The sequence below is a fragment of the Mesorhizobium sp. M0960 genome (assembly GCF_040319055.1).
Classification (GTDB): domain Bacteria; phylum Pseudomonadota; class Alphaproteobacteria; order Rhizobiales; family Rhizobiaceae; genus Mesorhizobium.
On the sequence record NZ_JAMYNN010000002.1, the window covers coordinates 1 to 16,583 of the forward strand.

Here is a 16,583-nt window from a genome sequence, read left to right on the forward strand (position 1 = left end):
CCCCCCCCACACGGTTGGCGCCCGCCCCCGCTGGGGGCCGGGGGGGGCGGGCGGCGGCGCGCCCGCCCCGGGCCGCCGGGGCTTGGCGGGCGCGCCCAGGACCGGTCCGCAAGCGGCGGATGGCGATGCCGGCGACAGCCAGCTCGTGGGCGGCCCGCGATGCTGGCGGCAGCGGCGAGGGATCGAAGCCGTCCAGCCTGCGCTCGGCTTCGTCTAGATGACCAATCAGCAGCAGGCGCCGAACTTCGAGGTTGCGCGCATGCGCGGCGTTGACGCGGTCGCCATGCTTTTCAAGCGTCGCCCGCGCGGTGTCGAGTGCCTTGGCCGGCCAGGCGAGGTCGCGCGAGACGAGCGCGATCTCGGCCTCGGCGACGATACACCTCGCGCGGGCCACGGCCTCCCTCGGGCTGAATGCGTGCGCCGCCCTCTTGAGAAGAACCTTCGCCCTATTCAGGTCGCCAAGCTGCGCCATCGCGATACCGCGCAACGCAAGGGCCGGCGCATCGTCGCGCAGCGCAACCCGTTTCAAGGCGCCGAGCGGATCGCCCGCCGCGAGCGCATGCGCCGCGGCCGTGATCAGCGAGTCCATCGGAATCCCGTCACACTTGTCACTCCCATGGCTTCGACATCCGGCGCTAAGTCCATCTCACCAACCAGTCGTATCGAGAATGGCGACTGTAGCCAACCTGAGTTGCGGCGCGCCTGAGTTGCGGCGCGATTGTGCACTGAGCTCGAACACAACGATAAGCACTAGGAGAGACGCAATGAAGATCGAAGGTACAACTATCCTGGTGACTGGAGCCAATCGGGGCATCGGTCGGGCACTGGTCGAGGAAGCCCTGAGCAGAGGCGTAAAGCGCGTCTATGCCGCAACCCGCCAAGCCATGGCTCACCCGGACCGGCGTGTGACGTCCCTGACCATGGATGTAACGAACGCTGCGCAGATCCGGGAGGCCGTCGAGAAAATCGATGCTCTCGATATCCTCATCAACAATGCCGGCGTATCGCCCTTCGACGACCTCAGCGACCGTCGCGTGCTCGAACAACAGCTCGCCGTAAACCTCTTCGGCGCGTATGACGTGACCCAGGCTCTGCTGCCGTTGCTGGCCCGGTCGCGGGGAGCCATCGTCAACATTCTGTCGCTGGCCTCTATTGCTGCCGTGCCGTTCAGTCCGGCTTACTCGATCTCGAAGGCGGCCTCGTTCTCACTGTCACAGTCGTTGCGCACCCTCTTGGCCGGACGGGGTGTCAGCGTCCACAGGGTCCTTCCCGGCCCCGTGGACACGGACATGACACGGGGCCTGGACATCCCGAAGGCCTCTCCGGAGTCTGTTGCGCGAGCGATCCTGGACGGCGTGGAGAACGGCGAGGAGGAAATCTTCCCCGATCCCATGTCGGAATCCGTGGCGGAGGGTTGGCGCAGCAGTGCGGTCAAGGCGCTTGAACGCCAGTTTGCAGCCTATGCGGAAGCAAGCCCGTCAAGTGAAGCAAGCCCGTCAAGCAGTGGGCACGAAAGAAGCAGCGAAACGACTACCCGAGAAGCCCATCCTTGCTGCTCGGCATGAAACTGCAGACGCCTGTGCAGGGGGCGGCAGCACCGCCGCCCTCGACGCCGGCGGTCGGCTGTCGCTGGCGACGGCGCCGACCTTCACGGTCATGGCGCGGCCTGGCGGAGATGCCTCGTTATGTCCCGGGCAAGTTGACGGATCAGTTGCGGTCGTCCGGGAAGCTGGGAATAGGCAAGAACTCGACGCCGTCGTCGGCGAGGCTCTTGGCCTCCTCCAGCGTCGCCTCGCCATAGATGCCGCGCGGATCGCTCTCGCCGAAATGGATTTTGCGCGCTTCCTCGGCAAACTTGTCGCCGACATAATCGGCGTTCTCGCGCACCTTCTCGGCCATGGCCTTCAATTGCGCCAGCGCCTGCTTCTGGGCCTCGCCCATGGCGAGCGCGATCTTTTCCTGGTTGCGCCCGGTCGAGACCGCGGGCGCCATCAGCGCCTTGTCGACCTTACGCGAGCCGCAGGCCGGGCAATCGACGAAACCGCGCTTCTTCTGTGTGTCGAAATCGTCGTTGCTGCGGAACCATGCCTCGAATTCGTGCTCGTGCTCGCAGGTCAGGGAAAAGCGGATCAAGAGGCGGCACCCCTGAGCGGCAGCGCGTCCACCGGACCGGCGTTGACGGCAAAATCGCGTGCGTTCTTGAGGTTCGGTATCTTCTTGCGCGCTGCGACCGACTGCGCCGGGTCGATTTCGGCGACGATCACCGCCGGCTCGTCATGCGCTGCTTCGGCGATGATGCGGCCCCAGGGATCGACGATCAGCGAATGGCCATAGGTTTCGCGACCGTCTTCGTGCACTCCGCCTTGCGCGGCGGCGACGACATAGGCGCCGTTCTCGATGGCGCGCGCCCTGAGCAGCACATGCCAATGCGCTTCGCCGGTCTGGCGGGTGAAGGCGGCGGGCACCGCAAGCAGATCGGCGCCGGCCAGCGCCTCGGCGCGGAACAGCTGCGGGAAGCGCAGATCGTAGCAGACGGCAAAGCCCAGCTTCGCGCCATCGATTTCGGTGACGACAGCCTCCGTGCCCGGCTCATAAGCGGCGGATTCGCGCCAGCTCTCGCCATTGTCGAGATCGACGTCGAACATGTGGATCTTGTCATAGGTGGCAATCGTGGCGCCGTCAGGCCCGAACAGAAGTGCGCGGTTGGCGAGCTTGCCGTCGGCGCGCAGAATGGCGGTCGAGCCGATATGCAGGAAGATGCCGAGTTCGTTGGCCAGCTTCCGCGACGTCGAGACGATGACGTCTTTGTCTTCGGAGGTGAACGAAGCGGCCCGGGCTTGGCTGTCGCGGATCAGCGCGCCGGTCATTTCCGGGGTCTGGATGTAGCTCGCGCCCAGGCCTGCCGCCTCGCGCACCAGCCGTTCCAGATCGACCGCATTGCGCTCCGGGCTGGTTCCCGAACGCATCTGGATCGCCGCCGCCTTGAAACCAGTCATCGTCATGTCCTTACCTGGCCGAGCCGTTGGCGAGCAATCTGTCCAGCCGTCCTTCCGCCTCCAATTCGTGGAGATCGTCGGAGCCGCCGACATGCGTGTCGCCGATGAATATCTGCGGAAAGGTGGAACGGCCGTGAGCCCGGGAGATCATCTCCTGGCGCAGCTCCGGCGAGAAGGAGGCGTCGTGCTCGGTGTAGGCGACACCCTTCCTGTCGAGCAGCCGCTTGGCCGCAGTGCAATAGCCGCACATCATCCGCGTGTAGATCGTCACATCGACCATCGGTCAGCAACCCTGCCTCGTTCCGCTGTCATATAGGCTATATAGGCGCCGATTCGTCGGCCCGAAAGTCCCCCGGCAGCACGCGCGCGAAGGTCAGTACGTCGACTGCGCCGGCACCGCCCTTTTTTAACGCCCTGGCGACCGCACGGACCGTGGCGCCGGTGGTGTAGACATCGTCGATCAACAGCACCCGGCGGCCGGCGATTTCGATCTCCGCTTCATCAGGCACTGTGAATGCGGCGCGCACATTTTCCTCGCGTTCCCGCCGCTCCAGCCCGACCTGCTGGCGCGTGAGTTTGACGCGCTTGATGGCTGATGGCGCGAAGGGCCGATCGCCGAGCTGCGCCACCGCCCGCGCCAGTTCCGCCGACTGGTTGAACTGCCGCCTGAAGAAGCGCCGCCAGTGCAGCGGCACCGGCACGACCACGTCGGCCTCGGCGATGAGCTCGGCACCGGCGCGAAGCATCCAGCGCGCCATCCACGGCGCCAGATCGGTGCGGTCCTGGTATTTCAGCCCTTGCACCATCTGGCGGGCCACGCCGGAATAGGCAACCGCCGCGCGCGCGCGCTCGAATGGCGGCGGGTCGGCTATCGCCTCCGCCGACAGGAACCCCTCACCCATATTGTGGGTGAACGGCGTGCCCATCACCGGGCACCATGGCCGTTCCAGCAGCCTGAGTTTCGGCCAGCAGGCGCCGCACAACACGCCGGGTTGCGAGACATGGCGGCGGCAGCCGGGGCAGACCGGCGGGAACAACAGGCGCGCCGGCCAGCCCAATGCCTTGCGGGCAATGCTCTTGATCGCAATACGCTTGATCTCCGGCATGGGATCGGCCACGTGGTTGGTCCTCCGCATCACTATATCAGAGAGCGAAGCACAAGGACCTGCCCATTGCAGCTTGTAATCGACACCTCGCTCTGGCTGGCGCACAAGCGTCGGGCACTGGCCCGCCCTATCGCCGGGGCGGATTTCCTCATGCGGCGGGCGGCCGAGGATCTTGCCGACCGGCTCGGCGCCGTCGAACGCAAGTTCGGCAAGGCGGCCTCATTGTTTTGCCAGACGCCGGCAGCAGCAGAGGTGCTCGCAGAAAGCGGCAAGGTAGCGGAAAACGTGCGCGTCGAGGCCGACGCCGCTTTCCTCGACGGCCGGCCAGGAGTGGTGGCGCCGTTGGAAACCGTGCCATTCGAGCCGGAAAGCCTCGATCTCGCTGTCTCGCTGCTGTCGCTGCAGGCGATGAACGACATTCCCGGCATGCTGGTGCAGATCCGCCGGGCGCTAAAGCCGGACGGGCTTTTCCTCGGCGCCTTCGCGGGCATAGGCACGCTCTCCGAACTGCGCGAAAGCCTGCTTGCCGCCGAGACCGAGCTCTACGGCGGCGCCAGCCCGCGTGTGATCCCGTTCACCGATGTCCGCGACGCCGGCGTGCTGCTGCAGCGCGCCGGCTTGGCGCTGCCGGTTGCCGACGTCGAGACGATTACGGTGCGCTACGATTCCCTCTTTGGCCTGGTCGCCGACCTGCGCGCAATGGGCGAGACCAGCGCGCTTGTCGACCGCAGCAGACGGCCGGGCACCCGAGCGCTGTTCGCGCGCGCCGCCGAAATCTATGCGGAGCGGTTTTCGGACGCCGATGGCCGCGTCAGGGCGAGTTTCTCGGTGGTCTGGATGTCAGGCTGGGCGCCCGATGCCTCTCAGCAAAAACCGCTGAAGCCGGGCTCCGCAAAAATATCGCTGAAGACGATCCTGGAAAACCCCGGCGGCCCCTGAGCATATCCCTGCGCAAAAGCTAGGCGTAGCCCCTGCGCAACAGCCGAGCGAATCACTGCGCAAATGCGTTGGCAAGCCTGCTGCTGTTGTCGCTGAACAGCCACTCGATCGCACCGGCAGCCTGGCCGATGCCTGTGACAATGGCAAGCGACAGCACGGCCACGATCAAACCATATTCGATAGCCGTCGCACCCCTCTCGTCTTCTAAAAATCGTTGCAGCAAGATTTTCATGGGCGCCCATCCCTCTTGCCGGAACCTAGCGCCGACCCGTTAAGAAAGGTTAACGTGACAGGCTTAACGCGCGGTGAAACAGCTGCATTCCAATGCGTGTCGCGCAAAAGTGTGCAGCGGTTTTGCGATAACGACATGCATCGAAACATAAGCGCGTCGCACGAGGCCGGTCGAACGCGACGCGCTTCAGATATCTGTTGAGGACGTCAGCAGTCACCGCTGCTTCTGCCATCGGCCCGAATGACGCAAACCGAACTGGGCAGCGGCTGCAGCACGCTCTTGCGCAGCGTATAGCTGTCGCGCTGGCCGATCGAGCCGGTGCTCATTGTATCAAGCCCATCGCGGGCAAACTGCGATCGGGTCCGGCTGTCGAGGTAGGGTGTCGCGATCAAGGCCAGAGCCACCGCGGCCGAGCCGAACAAAAGGGCGATGCGCAATATTCCCATGCCAGCATTGGCGGCGCCAGGAAGGCGATCGGGCCAAGGCAAATCCCAGTCCTTGTCGAAGCTCATGCAAATCGCTCCCCAGCGGTGGAATCGGCGTAACCGCTTTGCGTCAATTTTTCACGGCCAGATAAATCTTTCATTAACGCTGCTGATATCGCTTCGCGGAGCTGCCCGGTTTACGGGAGATCGGCCGTTACAGCAGATCGATGAGGAACTGGATCAGCGGGGCATCGGCCGGCGGCATTGGAAAATCGCGCATCTGGCGCGGCCGCACCCATTTCAGCACCTGCCGTTCCTTCGGCTGGGCAATGCCGCGGAAGCGACGGCAGACGAACAGCGGCATCAGCAGGTGAAAATCATCGTAGGAATGGCTGGCAAAGGTGAGTGGTGCCAGGCAAGGGATATCGGTCTCGATGCCGATCTCCTCATACAGTTCGCGGATCAGGCATTGTTCCGGCGTTTCGCCGGGCCCGACCTTGCCGCCCGGAAACTCCCATAGGCCGGCGAGTTGCTTGCCTTCGGGCCGCTGCGCCAAAAGCACGCGCCCGTCGGCATCGACTAGCGCGCAGGCCGCAACCAGGAGCAGGCGCTTGCCGACCGTGTCTGAGCCGCTCATGCGCCTTGTGGCCGGCGATAGTGATAGCGATAGACTTCGTCGAATCCGAGCAAACGGTAAAGCGCCAGCGCCGGCGCGTTGTCCGCCTCGACTTGCAGCCAGGCTTCCCGCGCCCCGCGCAGTCGCGCCCATTTCAGCGCCGATCGGATGAGGTGGCGGCCATGGCCCTGGTTGCGCACCGATCTGTCGGTGGCGATCTCGAACAGCCCGGCAAGGTCGCCGTCATGCACGCAGATCAACGTTGCCAGCGGCTCGCTGCCGTTCTCCAGCGCAAACAGCCCGGCCTCCGGCTGGATGGCGCCAATGATCTCCGACAGGCCGGGCCGTAGCGACACGTCCGAACCGCTCACCTTGAGCGCTGCGCCGATGAAACGGCTGATGTCCTTCAACGGAATCTGGTCCATGGCGTCGTCGAGCATGGCGTCCGCCAGCGGCAGCCGCATGACCAGCGACTCCGCGAATGTGCTCCAGCCCTCGCCGTCGAGGTACTTTGAGAGATCCGGCCCAGACAGCGGCGAGACGCGAAAGGTCAGCGGCCTGCCATAGGCGTCGAAGCGACGGCTGGCGCGGCCGATGCGCTCGGCAATGTGCTGGATGTCGCCCGGATCGAGCGGATTGACCGAATTCAGCCGCTTGGCCGGATGGCCGGCCGTCAGCCGCACGACCCAGGTGCCGTCATAATGGAGGGCGGCCGCCGGCCAGGCGCGAAAGCCAGCCGCCTCGTAGCGGCGCACGATCGCCAACACGCTTGCCGGATGTCTGGAAGCCAATGTCATCAGCTCCGATAATCGCCATTGATGGCGACATATTCCTTGGTGAGATCGCAGGTCCACACCGTCGCCTTGCCGCGGCCGATGCCGATATCGGCGCGGATGCGGATCTCGTCGCGCTTCATATACGCCGAAGTCGCCGCTTCGGAATAGGCGGCGTCGCGCTCGCCCTGATATGCCAGGCGGTTGTCGCCGAACCAGATCGACAGAAGGTCGCGGTCGGCCGGTTCGCCGGCCTTGCCGACGGCCATGACGACACGGCCCCAATTGGCGTCCTCGCCGGCGACTGCCGTCTTGACCAGCGGCGAATTGGCGATCGACAGCGCGATGCGCTTGGCCGAGCGGGCCGATTTGGCCCCGGTGACGGTGACCTCGACCTGCTTGCGGGCGCCCTCGCCGTCGCGCACCACCTGTAGCGCCAGCGACTTCAACACCTTGCCGAGGGCACGGCGGAACGCGCCGAGGCGCGCATCCTTGGGGTCGGAAATCGCCGGCGCGCCACGCCTGGCGGCAGCAGCTGTGGCGAACATCAGCAGCGTGTCGCTGGTCGAGGTGTCGCTGTCGACGGTGACCGCGTTGAAGGTCTTGGCCGTGCCGCGCGACAAGAGATCCTGCAGCGCCGGTGCTGCGATCGGCGCATCGGTGGCGATGAAGGAAAGCATCGTCGCCATGTCGGGCGCGATCATCCCCGCGCCCTTGGCGATGCCGTTGATGGTGACGTCGGCATTGCCGAGCTTGACCGTCGCGGTCGCCAGTTTGGGATAGGTGTCGGTGGTCATGATTGCCTTGGCGGCTTCGGTCCATAATTCCGGCTTGCCGTCCTTGATCAGCCCGGCCAGCAGGTGGCTGAACTTACCAGTATCGAGCGGTTCACCGATGACGCCGGTCGAGGCCAGGAACACCTCGCCTGGCGTGCAGCCGGCCGCCTTCGCCGCCGCCTCGCCCGTGAGTGCGGTCGAAGCGCGGCCCTTCTGGCCGGTAAAGGCATTGGCATTGCCGGAATTGACGACCAGAACGCGCGCCTTGCCCGCCGTGAGGTTTTGCCGGCAGAAGTCGACCGGCGCCGAGGGGCATTTCGACCTGGTGAACACCCCGGCGACGGTGGTGCCGGCGTCGAACACCATGGCCAGCAGATCGGTACGGTTCTTGTATTTTATGCCGGCCTCGGCGGTGGCGATGCGCACGCCCTCGATGGTCGGCATCTTGGCATATTTCTTCGGCGCGAGCGGCGAAACCTGTGCGGACATGGAAGACCCCGGGCGGGAAAATCGCGAAAGGAACGCCGGTTTGCCCGATAGCGCGCGTCGGCGCAAGCCGTTTTCACAGCCGTTACGGGTGCCGGACGCCTGACACTGCCTCATGCCGCAAGCAGGGCTGTTGCAAATTTGTTGGCATCGCTGCGGCCGATAGCGCTATGATCCTGCCCCATGGGCAGGCTTGTGGTCTTGGCACTGGCGTTTCTGGGCTTTCTGCTGCTGCGCGCGGATGCGCAGACGGCGCGGCGCGTGGCGCTTGTGGTCGGCAACGGCAGCTACGCCAAAGCCGGCACGCTGGCCAATCCCGTCAACGATGCGCTCGACATTGCCGACAAGCTGCGCGCTATCGGTTTCGAGGTGATCGAAGGCAACGATCTCGGCAAGCGCGAGCTCGAACGCAAGATCGGCGAATTCTCCGATGCGCTGCAAGGCGCCGGTGCCGGGCTGTTCTACTATGCCGGCCATGGCCTGCAGGTCGACGGGCGCAACTTCATCGTGCCGGTCGACGCCAGGCTGGACATGCCGGTCAAGCTGCAGCTCGAGGCGGTGCCGATCGACGAGGTCCTCGACATCATGGAGCAGCAGACCAAGGTCAGCCTGGTCTTCCTCGATGCCTGCCGCAACAACCCGTTTGCCCGAAGCCTCAGCCGCAGCGCCACGACGCGCTCGGCGACGGCTCTCGCCGGCCTCGCCCAGTTCGAGTCGACACGCGGCTCGTTCATCGCCTTCTCGACGGCGCCCGGCGCCGTCGCAATGGACGGGACGGAGCGCAACTCGCCCTTCGCCGCCGCACTTTTGCGGCATATGGCGGAACCCGGACAAAGCATCAACGACATGATGATCGCGGTGCGCCGCGATGTCGTTTCCGCAACACGCGAGGCGCAGCGTCCCTGGGAGCAGGGATCGCTGCTCGAGCGTTTCGAATTCGTGCCGGGCGGAGACAGTGCCCAGCAACCGAAACCGGCCGTCACCCCGGCGCCCGCGTCTGAGGTCGCAGCGCTCGAACGCTCCGTCGGCGACAAGGGCGCCATCGAGCAGTTTCTGCGCCACGACTATCTGGCGCCTGATGCCAAGGCGATGCGCGAGACCGTCAAGCGGCTTTACGGTGCGTCGGCCACCATCTACGGCACGCGCTACGACAGCGAGGCCATCGTCAAGGTCAAGACCGACTGGTTCGCGCAATGGGCGTCGTGGTCGTTCGGTCTTGAGCCCGGCAGCCTTGAGGTGACGCCGCACGGCAAGGACCGCGCCGATGCGGTTTTCGCCATGACCTACGATTATGTGCCGAAGGACCACTCGGCGCAGCGGCTGACCGGCAAGGCACGGGTCATGCTGGAACTCGTGCTGGCCGACGGCGAGTGGCGCGTTGCGTCGGAAACGTCGCAGGCGCTGGAATGAACATCACCGGACCGCTGGGTTAATGAACCCGCGAAACGCCCGCTGCACGCCCGGAATCAGTCCCCAGATCATGATCGAGACCATCAGCGGCGCGATGACCAGTGTACGCTGCCAGATTTGCCACTCCTTGGTCAGCGGAAAAACCATGTACAAAATGGCAGTGATCAGCGGGTAGACGCCGAGCAGCACCAGCAGGGCGAAGCGCAAGCGCGAAAAACGCGTGGCGACAGTCGAGGTCATTGCTGTTCTCCTTATCGTTACGGAACGTTCCGTTACATATGAAACGGATCGTTTCGTTTCGTCAAGGGGCTGTGTATGATGGCTGCTGAGATCATCGGCAAGGAAGACGAGATGGGCGAACCCACCGATCCCGGGCGCAAATCAGCCGGCGCACGGCGCAGCCCCGAAAGCGCCGATGCCATTCTCGATGCCGCCGAAGCGGTACTGGTCGAAGCCGGCTATTCCGGCTTCTCCATCGAGGCGGTGGCGCGGCGGGCGCGCGCCGGAAAACCGACGATCTATCGCTGGTGGCCAAGCAAGGCCGCTCTGCTGCTCGACGTCTACCAGCGGCAAAAGCGTGTCGACAATCCCGACACCGGGAACCTTGAGCAGGACCTCGTCGGCTTCCTGAAGAGCTTGTTTGCGCACTGGCGCGACACATCGTCGGGCAGCGTGTTCAGATCGCTGATTGCCGAGGCGCAGTCGGACGAAAAAGCGGCCGCCGCCCTTGCCGAATACGCGAGAGGCCGTCGTGTCCACACCGGCCAGATGGTCGAACGCGCCAAGGCAAGGGGAGAGGTGGCAGCCGATGTCGATGCCACTGTCGTCGCCGACCTGATCGCCTCGTACGCCTGGACGCATCTTCTGACGAACCGCCTCGACGAGGACGAAGCGACGCTGCACAGGGCGGTCGGCTATGTCTTGAAAGGCATCGTCGCTGGCGATGCCGGCGATGCCACGGCGGTCCGGCGGCGGCGTCGACGCATCATCGTTCGCCCTACCAAATAGAAGCGACAGGGCGGCAGCGCGCCCTGTCGTAGCTCAATCTGGCCTATTTCGCGCTTTCCAGTGCGTCGACCGTCTTCTTCAGGTTGGCATCGGGGATGTCGACCTTGGCGTTGGCGCGCAGCGACTTGACCAGCGCGAAATACTTGTCGCGGATGACCGCCTGGCGGGCCTGGTCCTTGACCTCGTCGAAGGCCGGCGGCTGCTTGGTGCGCTTGTCCTCGACCTTGATGACGTGCCAGCCGAACTGCGACTGTACCGGCTGCTCGGTGTATTTGCCGACCGCCAGCGCAAACGCCGCCTTGTCGAATTCCGGCACCATCTGGCCAGGCCCGAACCAGCCGAGATCGCCGCCGCTGGTCTTGCCGCTCGGATCGCTGGTGTGCTCGTTGGCAAGCTTCTGGAAATCGGCACCGCCGTCGAGCTGCTTGATGATGGCGTCCGCCTCTTCCTTCGTCTTCACGAGGATGTGACGGGCGTGCACCTCGTTGGTGGGCGGCGTGTTGGCGATTTCCTGGTCGTAGCGGGCGCGGACCTCGGCATCGGTAACTTTGTTGACGACGCCCTTCTCGACCATTTCGCCATGCAGCGCGCGCTGCTGCAGGAATGCCATGCGGCGCTGGAAGTCGGGATCCTTGTCGAGGCCGGTGGTCACCGCCTGGGCCGCCATCACGCGGATTTCGATCGCCGCCGACAGCGCCGCGGCGCGGCGCTGCTCGGGCGGAAGCTGCGCGAACTGCTGCGACAGCTCGCCCTCGGCAAGCCCAAGGTCTGCCTCGGTCAGCGTCTGGCCGTTGATGGTGGCGACCACGGCGTTCGGATCGACCGGCTTGGCCGCCGGGGCGGGTGCCGCCGGCTGGGCAGGGGCGGCTTCCTGCGCCATCAACGGCGACAGCGAGAGGGCCGACAGCCCGAATGCCAGACCAAGGCTGGCGAGCGACGCGCGGCGGAACAATACAGACATTACGATTATCTCCAAAGCGGGGTAGCTAGAGCGGAATGGCTTCCAGACCAGCAGGATTGTGGCGGAATTTGGCGCGGTCGACAGGGCGAGCGCGGCGTTGACATCGAATGAGCCCCCTCTTATCTGTCCAACGACTTTGCGTCCAGAACCGTTTTCCGGGCGCTTTTTGCGTTTGTCCGCGTTCACGCGGATTTGATGGGGGCCGGCCGGCGCCCGTCGCAATGACTTGGAATGCTATCGAAAGGGCCATTGGATGGTCAGTCTCGGCGGTCTCGCCCGTAAGGTTTTCGGCTCCTCCAACGATCGTCGGGTCAAATCGACCCGGCCGCGCGTCGAGGCGATCAATGCCATGGAAAACGAGATGCGGGCGCTTTCCGACGCCGAGCTTCAGGCCCGCACCGACAAATTCCGCCAGGACATCGCCAACGGCGCCAGCCTCGACGACCTTCTGGTGCCGGCCTTCGCTACCGTGCGCGAGGCCGCCCGCCGCGTGCTCGGCATGCGGCCGTTCGACGTGCAGCTGATCGGCGGCATGGTGCTGCACAATGGCGGCATCGCCGAGATGCGCACCGGCGAAGGCAAGACGCTGGTGGCGACGCTGCCGGTCTACCTTAACGCGCTCGCCGGCAATGGCGTCCATGTCGTCACCGTCAACGATTACCTGGCCACGCGCGACTCCGAATGGATGGGCCGCGTCTACAAATTCCTCGGCCTCAAGGTCGGCGTCATCGTCCACGGCCTGTCCGACGAGGAGCGCCGCGTCGCCTACGCCGCCGACGTCACCTACGCCACAAACAACGAGCTCGGCTTCGACTATCTGCGCGACAACATGAAATACGAGCGCGCCCAGATGGTGCAGCGCGGTCACAGCTACGCCATCGTCGACGAAGTCGATTCCATCCTGGTCGACGAAGCCCGCACGCCGCTGATCATTTCCGGTCCGCTCGAGGACCGTTCGGAAATGTACAACACCATCGACACCTTCATCATCCAGCTGCAGCCGCAGGACTACGAGATCGACGAGAAGCAGAAGACCTCGATCTTCACCGAAGAAGGCACCGAGAAGCTGGAGAACATGCTGCGCGATGCCGGCCTGCTCAAGGGCGAGTCGCTCTACGACGTCGAGAATGTCGCCATCGTCCATCACGTCAACAACGCGCTGAAGGCGCACCGGCTGTTCCAGAGGGACAAGGACTATATTGTCCGCAACGGCGAGATCGTCATCATCGACGAGTTCACCGGCCGCATGATGCCCGGCCGCCGCTATTCGGAAGGCCTGCACCAGGCGCTCGAGGCCAAGGAGCATGTGGCGATCCAGCCGGAGAACCAGACGCTCGCCTCGGTCACCTTTCAGAACTATTTCCGCCTCTACAAGAAGCTGGCCGGCATGACCGGCACGGCGCTGACCGAGGCCGAGGAATTCGCCAACATCTACAATCTCGACGTCACCGAGATCCCGACCAACCTGCCGGTCATCCGCATTGACGAGGACGACGAGGTCTACCGGACGGTAGAGGAGAAATACAAGGCGATCGTCAAGGAGATCAAGGAAGCCCGCGCCAAGGGCCAGCCGACGCTGGTCGGCACGACTTCCATCGAGAAGTCGGAGCAACTGGCTGAACGCCTGCGCAAGGAAGGTTTCAAGGATTTCGAGGTGCTGAACGCCCGCCACCACGAGCGCGAGGCGGCGATCGTCGCCCAGGCGGGCAAACCGGGCGCCATCACCATCGCCACCAACATGGCCGGCCGCGGCACCGACATCCAGCTCGGCGGCAATGCCGACATGCGCATTGCCGAGGAGCTTGGCGACATGCCGGCCGGCCCCGAGCGCGAGGCCAGGGAAAAGGACATCCGCGACGACATCGCCCGGCTGAAGGAAAAGGCACTCGCCGCCGGCGGTCTTTATGTGCTCGCCACCGAACGCCATGAATCGCGCCGCATCGACAACCAGTTGCGCGGCCGCTCGGGCCGCCAAGGCGATCCCGGCCGCTCGAAATTCTTCCTGTCGCTGCAGGACGACTTGATGCGCATCTTCGGCTCCGAGCGCATGGACGGCATGCTGCAGAAACTCGGCCTCAAGGAAGACGAGGCAATCATCCATCCGTGGATCAACAAGGCGCTGGAAAAGGCGCAGAAGAAGGTCGAGGCGCGCAACTTCGACATCCGCAAGAACCTGTTGAAATATGACGACGTCTCGAACGACCAGCGCAAGGTGGTGTTCGAGCAGCGCATCGAGCTGATGGACGGCGAAGGCTTGTCCGAGACCATCACCGAGATGCGCGAAGGCGTCATCGAGGAGATCGTCGCCAAGAACATTCCCGAAAACGCCTATGCCGAGCAGTGGAACGTCGCCGGGCTCAAGGCCGAGATCGCCGAATTCCTCAATCTCGATCTGCCGGTCGAGGACTGGGTCAAAGAAGAAGGCATTGCCGAGGACGACATCCGCGAGCGCGTCAGCCAGGCTGCCGAAGCCGCCGCCAAGGAGCGCGCCGAGCGCTTCGGCCCCGACGTGATGACCTATGTCGAGCGCTCCGTGGTGCTGCAGACGCTCGACCATCTGTGGCGCGAGCACATCGTCAATCTCGACCATCTGCGCTCGGTCGTCGGCTTCCGCGGCTATGCCCAGCGCGATCCGCTGCAGGAGTACAAGGGCGAGGCGTTCGAGCTGTTCCAGGCGATGCTGGGCAATCTGCGCCAGGCCGTCACCGCGCAATTGATGCGCGTCGAGCTGGTCCGCCAGGCGGCGGACGCGCCGCCGCCCGAGGCCCCTGACATGTTCGGCAGCCATATCGACGGCAGCACCGGCGAAGACGATTTCGACGGCGGCGAGACGGCCGTGCTGGTCCGCCAGGAAAGCAACGCCATCGTCGCCCCCGAAGACCGCGACCCGAAGAACCCGGCAACCTGGGGCAAGGTCGGCCGCAACGAGGCCTGCCCGTGCGGGTCGGGCAAGAAGTACAAGCACTGTCATGGGGCGTTTGCGTAAGGCTGCGCTTTCCTTCTCCCCGTGATGGGGAGAAGGTGCCCTAAGGCGGGGCGGCACGGACGTCTGCGACTAGCCAATCTCCCCACCTGAGGGGGAGATGGCCGGCAGGCCAGAGGGGGGCGGTGTCCCGCCGACACCAAAATACGCATTTCGAATTTTCTGTATCTCGACCGGCGGTGGTGTTTGAGTTTGAAATCTAATAGCCGGGTGACGCACGCGCTGATGTCCGCGCTTCATGAAGATCGGAACCTGCTAAAGTGGGTAAAGACACTACTTTGATTCAATAACCCCGTTCGAGGTCGATCTTGTTGGACAGAGGCTCTCCTCTGGCGACTTGACCGCAGAGATCGGCGGCCTGGTCGATTCCAGAATCCACCCAGAAGCTCGCGACATGAGGTGTGACGGTCACCTTGGGATGAGTCCACAACGGCGATGAAGCCTCCAGCGGTTCACGCTCAAACACGTCAAGACAAGCACCAGAAAGCTGACCTTCGTCGAGAGCGCGGATCAGGTCGGCTTCGTTGACATGCGCGCCCCTGCCGACATTCACAAGGTAGGCACCTCGCTTCATTTTTCCAAAGGCACTCAAGTTCAGTATCCCACGAGTCTCACCAGTCAGGGGAAGTGAACAGATAACGTAGTCCCGACTTGTGAGTGCGCCCGCAAGCTGGGCACGGCCAAAGTAACTGTGTATGCCAGGAAGCGTCTTTTGATGACGAGACCAGACTGCTGTGTCGTAGCCAAAGTCCGCAAACAGCTTTGCGGCCCAGCCACCGATCCGGCCCGCACCAAGCACAACTATTCTTGTCTCGGAGATCTTCCGCGGCGCGATCGGATTCCACAACTTGCGGGCTTGTAGACTCATGTAATCCGCAACATGCCGTTGCTGGCAGAGAACGCGAAGGACGATGTACTGCACCACTTCCGAAGCCTGCTCACGCGTTGCGAGCCTGATGAGCGGAACACTCTTGGGAAAGCTCTGAAGATCAATACCCTCGACACCGGCTCCCAAATAGACGACGGCGCTTAGCCCCGTCATGGCATCAAAAAAGCCAGGACTGGCGCCCTTGTCGATCAGCACAATATCTATGTCACTTTTGTTCCCGGCGTCTGGCCAAAGCCTGAACTCCAGCTGCGGCACACGGGTTTTCAGCTCAGCAGCCCACACTTGTGCATCAATGTAGTCAGGATACTCATTGACCATCAGAACGGTAATGGGCTCGCCTAACACTTCGCCCCTCCCAGATTCAGGTAATCAGGCATCCACCGGATTACCGTTCTGTTGAGACTGAGGTTTGCGCAAACTGGCACCAGTTGCAAGATCAGACCCCGGCAAAAATGGCGTTGGTGATCCGCCAAAGCCGTGATGTCTGCCCGCTGCTGGCCGAGGATGTCGATTTCGCTTTCTTCAAGGCATAGTTCTCCCCTTGTTTTGCTGAAACGCATGACAACCGGGCCGGTCACGCCGGTGATGGATGGGGCGATGGCCGGAGTTCCGCGATCAGCCGCAGGATGTCGGTGAAGAGTTGCCTCGGGATAGCGACCTCCGCATCTGGAAGGCGACATAACGCCCATGGCTGATAACCTCGGCAACGATCTTGATGAGCTTCTTTGTGAGCTGGTAAGTGGTGCCAGAACATCCTTCCTGGCCTTTAGGTCCGGTTGGCATTCTTAGTTCTCCGCATGGCTAAAGACGACAGCGCCGTTGTCCTTACGAACTTCAACGGACACGATTCCATCGTCACCCTTTCGGGTTTGGAACATGGAGGTTGCATGATCTTTCGCGGTCTTCTCGTCGTCGAAGATCACCTTGTCGACGATGCCCTGCCTTCCATACCAAATGACAGTGTAGACCATTGTTGCTGCCAT

General features: G+C 63.8%; 18 protein-coding genes and 1 pseudogene. 5 read left to right on the forward strand and 14 right to left on the reverse strand.

The genetic code is table 11. The features are described from left to right. Positions 1 to 589, reverse strand: a pseudogene (locus NKH63_RS04940) (helix-turn-helix domain-containing protein); the annotation flags it as partial. Between the two features lie 175 nt (positions 590 to 764). Between NKH63_RS04940 and NKH63_RS04945 the strand changes: the two are divergent. After that, complete coding sequence (locus tag NKH63_RS04945; RefSeq protein ID WP_352917651.1) at positions 765 to 1,565, forward strand: SDR family NAD(P)-dependent oxidoreductase; 801 nt, start codon at positions 765 to 767, stop codon at positions 1,563 to 1,565. 142 nt (positions 1,566 to 1,707) lie between these two features. Here the strand turns inward: NKH63_RS04945 and NKH63_RS04950 are convergent, their stop codons facing one another. Genes NKH63_RS04950 through NKH63_RS04965 form a run of 4 tightly spaced genes read right to left on the reverse strand, consistent with a single transcriptional unit; the run spans position 1,708 to position 4,114 of the window. Then, a complete protein-coding gene (locus NKH63_RS04950) occupies positions 1,708 to 2,133 on the reverse strand; it encodes a DUF1178 family protein (RefSeq protein WP_352483544.1) in 426 nt (141 codons plus the stop codon). After that, complete coding sequence (locus tag NKH63_RS04955) at positions 2,130 to 2,996, reverse strand: carbon-nitrogen hydrolase family protein (RefSeq protein ID WP_352917652.1); 867 nt, start codon at positions 2,994 to 2,996, stop codon at positions 2,130 to 2,132. Before NKH63_RS04955 ends, NKH63_RS04950 begins: the two co-directional genes overlap by 4 nt. 10 nt (positions 2,997 to 3,006) lie before the next feature. Beyond that, the gene (gene grxC / locus NKH63_RS04960) at positions 3,007 to 3,276 is read right to left on the reverse strand and encodes a glutaredoxin 3 (RefSeq protein ID WP_023721036.1); all 270 of its coding nucleotides are present in this window, start codon (positions 3,274 to 3,276) and stop codon (positions 3,007 to 3,009) included. Between the two features lie 37 nt (positions 3,277 to 3,313). Beyond that, entirely contained in the window at positions 3,314 to 4,114 is an 801-nt protein-coding gene (locus tag NKH63_RS04965; RefSeq protein ID WP_352917653.1) for a ComF family protein, read from the reverse strand. Between the two features lie 54 nt (positions 4,115 to 4,168). On the opposite strand from NKH63_RS04965, the gene NKH63_RS04970 reads away from it, so the two are divergent. Next, positions 4,169 to 5,041: a methyltransferase domain-containing protein gene (locus NKH63_RS04970; protein WP_023721038.1), complete on the forward strand. Its 873-nt coding sequence runs from the start codon at positions 4,169 to 4,171 to the stop codon at positions 5,039 to 5,041. A 52-nt stretch (positions 5,042 to 5,093) separates the two neighbouring features. Here the strand turns inward: NKH63_RS04970 and NKH63_RS04975 are convergent, their stop codons facing one another. The 5 genes from NKH63_RS04975 to argJ all read right to left on the reverse strand — a co-directional run bounded on the left by NKH63_RS04975 (position 5,094) and on the right by argJ (position 8,352). After that, the gene (locus tag NKH63_RS04975; RefSeq protein WP_023721039.1) at positions 5,094 to 5,273 is read right to left on the reverse strand and encodes a Flp family type IVb pilin; all 180 of its coding nucleotides are present in this window, start codon (positions 5,271 to 5,273) and stop codon (positions 5,094 to 5,096) included. Between the two features lie 206 nt (positions 5,274 to 5,479). Further along, entirely contained in the window at positions 5,480 to 5,785 is a 306-nt protein-coding gene (locus NKH63_RS04980; RefSeq protein ID WP_023721040.1) for a hypothetical protein, read from the reverse strand. A 127-nt stretch (positions 5,786 to 5,912) separates the two neighbouring features. Beyond that, positions 5,913 to 6,335, reverse strand: coding sequence for a (deoxy)nucleoside triphosphate pyrophosphohydrolase (locus NKH63_RS04985; protein WP_352917654.1), 423 nt, complete (start codon positions 6,333 to 6,335; stop codon positions 5,913 to 5,915). Beyond that, positions 6,332 to 7,111, reverse strand: coding sequence for a GNAT family N-acetyltransferase (locus NKH63_RS04990; RefSeq protein ID WP_352917655.1), 780 nt, complete (start codon positions 7,109 to 7,111; stop codon positions 6,332 to 6,334). Before NKH63_RS04990 ends, NKH63_RS04985 begins: the two co-directional genes overlap by 4 nt. Continuing rightward, positions 7,111 to 8,352: a bifunctional glutamate N-acetyltransferase/amino-acid acetyltransferase ArgJ gene (gene argJ, locus NKH63_RS04995; RefSeq protein ID WP_352483539.1), complete on the reverse strand. Its 1,242-nt coding sequence runs from the start codon at positions 8,350 to 8,352 to the stop codon at positions 7,111 to 7,113. Before argJ ends, NKH63_RS04990 begins: the two co-directional genes overlap by 1 nt. Positions 8,353 to 8,532: 180 nt before the next feature. Here argJ and NKH63_RS05000 point away from each other — a divergent pair, with 180 nt between their 5' ends. Continuing rightward, a complete protein-coding gene (locus tag NKH63_RS05000; protein ID WP_352895388.1) occupies positions 8,533 to 9,759 on the forward strand; it encodes a caspase family protein in 1,227 nt (408 codons plus the stop codon). A 3-nt stretch (positions 9,760 to 9,762) separates the two neighbouring features. Here the strand turns inward: NKH63_RS05000 and NKH63_RS05005 are convergent, their stop codons facing one another. Beyond that, positions 9,763 to 9,999 carry a putative antibiotic biosynthesis monooxygenase gene (locus NKH63_RS05005; protein WP_352483537.1) on the reverse strand — a complete coding sequence of 79 codons (237 nt, stop codon included), beginning with the start codon at positions 9,997 to 9,999 and terminating at the stop codon, positions 9,763 to 9,765. A 111-nt stretch (positions 10,000 to 10,110) separates the two neighbouring features. Here NKH63_RS05005 and NKH63_RS05010 point away from each other — a divergent pair, with 111 nt between their 5' ends. Beyond that, complete coding sequence (locus NKH63_RS05010) at positions 10,111 to 10,767, forward strand: TetR/AcrR family transcriptional regulator (RefSeq protein WP_352917805.1); 657 nt, start codon at positions 10,111 to 10,113, stop codon at positions 10,765 to 10,767. A 43-nt stretch (positions 10,768 to 10,810) separates the two neighbouring features. On the opposite strand, the gene NKH63_RS05015 is transcribed toward NKH63_RS05010, so the two are convergent. Then, positions 10,811 to 11,728: a peptidylprolyl isomerase gene (locus NKH63_RS05015; protein ID WP_023721047.1), complete on the reverse strand. Its 918-nt coding sequence runs from the start codon at positions 11,726 to 11,728 to the stop codon at positions 10,811 to 10,813. A 253-nt stretch (positions 11,729 to 11,981) separates the two neighbouring features. Between NKH63_RS05015 and secA the strand changes: the two genes are divergently transcribed. Continuing rightward, positions 11,982 to 14,714 carry a preprotein translocase subunit SecA gene (gene secA, locus NKH63_RS05020; protein WP_023721048.1) on the forward strand — a complete coding sequence of 911 codons (2,733 nt, stop codon included), beginning with the start codon at positions 11,982 to 11,984 and terminating at the stop codon, positions 14,712 to 14,714. A 280-nt stretch (positions 14,715 to 14,994) separates the two neighbouring features. Here the strand turns inward: secA and NKH63_RS05025 are convergent, their stop codons facing one another. Together NKH63_RS05025 and NKH63_RS05030 are read right to left on the reverse strand one after the other, a co-directional pair. Then, a complete protein-coding gene (locus tag NKH63_RS05025; protein ID WP_156948167.1) occupies positions 14,995 to 15,945 on the reverse strand; it encodes a 2-hydroxyacid dehydrogenase in 951 nt (316 codons plus the stop codon). 440 nt (positions 15,946 to 16,385) lie between these two features. Continuing rightward, positions 16,386 to 16,571: a hypothetical protein gene (locus tag NKH63_RS05030; RefSeq protein WP_031194557.1), complete on the reverse strand. Its 186-nt coding sequence runs from the start codon at positions 16,569 to 16,571 to the stop codon at positions 16,386 to 16,388. Positions 16,572 to 16,583 lie beyond the last annotated feature (12 nt).

Excerpts from the sequence above, each read along its gene's own strand:
- NKH63_RS05015 (WP_023721047.1), bottom strand. The coding sequence starts at position 11,728 with ATGTCTGTATTGTTCCGCCGCGCGTCGCTCGCCAGCCTTGGTCTGGCA.
- NKH63_RS05005 (WP_352483537.1), bottom strand. The coding sequence starts at position 9,999 with ATGACCTCGACTGTCGCCACGCGTTTTTCGCGCTTGCGCTTCGCCCTG.
- NKH63_RS04955 (WP_352917652.1), bottom strand. The coding sequence starts at position 2,996 with ATGACTGGTTTCAAGGCGGCGGCGATCCAGATGCGTTCGGGAACCAGC.
- grxC (WP_023721036.1), bottom strand. The coding sequence starts at position 3,276 with ATGGTCGATGTGACGATCTACACGCGGATGATGTGCGGCTATTGCACT.
- NKH63_RS04945 (WP_352917651.1), top strand. The coding sequence starts at position 765 with ATGAAGATCGAAGGTACAACTATCCTGGTGACTGGAGCCAATCGGGGC.
- NKH63_RS05030 (WP_031194557.1), bottom strand. The coding sequence starts at position 16,571 with ATGGTCTACACTGTCATTTGGTATGGAAGGCAGGGCATCGTCGACAAG.
- NKH63_RS04990 (WP_352917655.1), bottom strand. The coding sequence starts at position 7,111 with ATGACATTGGCTTCCAGACATCCGGCAAGCGTGTTGGCGATCGTGCGC.
- NKH63_RS04980 (WP_023721040.1), bottom strand. The coding sequence starts at position 5,785 with ATGAGCTTCGACAAGGACTGGGATTTGCCTTGGCCCGATCGCCTTCCT.
- NKH63_RS05010 (WP_352917805.1), top strand. The coding sequence starts at position 10,111 with ATGGGCGAACCCACCGATCCCGGGCGCAAATCAGCCGGCGCACGGCGC.
- argJ (WP_352483539.1), bottom strand. The coding sequence starts at position 8,352 with ATGTCCGCACAGGTTTCGCCGCTCGCGCCGAAGAAATATGCCAAGATG.
- secA (WP_023721048.1), top strand. The coding sequence starts at position 11,982 with ATGGTCAGTCTCGGCGGTCTCGCCCGTAAGGTTTTCGGCTCCTCCAAC.
- NKH63_RS04985 (WP_352917654.1), bottom strand. The coding sequence starts at position 6,335 with ATGAGCGGCTCAGACACGGTCGGCAAGCGCCTGCTCCTGGTTGCGGCC.
- NKH63_RS05000 (WP_352895388.1), top strand. The coding sequence starts at position 8,533 with ATGGGCAGGCTTGTGGTCTTGGCACTGGCGTTTCTGGGCTTTCTGCTG.
- NKH63_RS04975 (WP_023721039.1), bottom strand. The coding sequence starts at position 5,273 with ATGAAAATCTTGCTGCAACGATTTTTAGAAGACGAGAGGGGTGCGACG.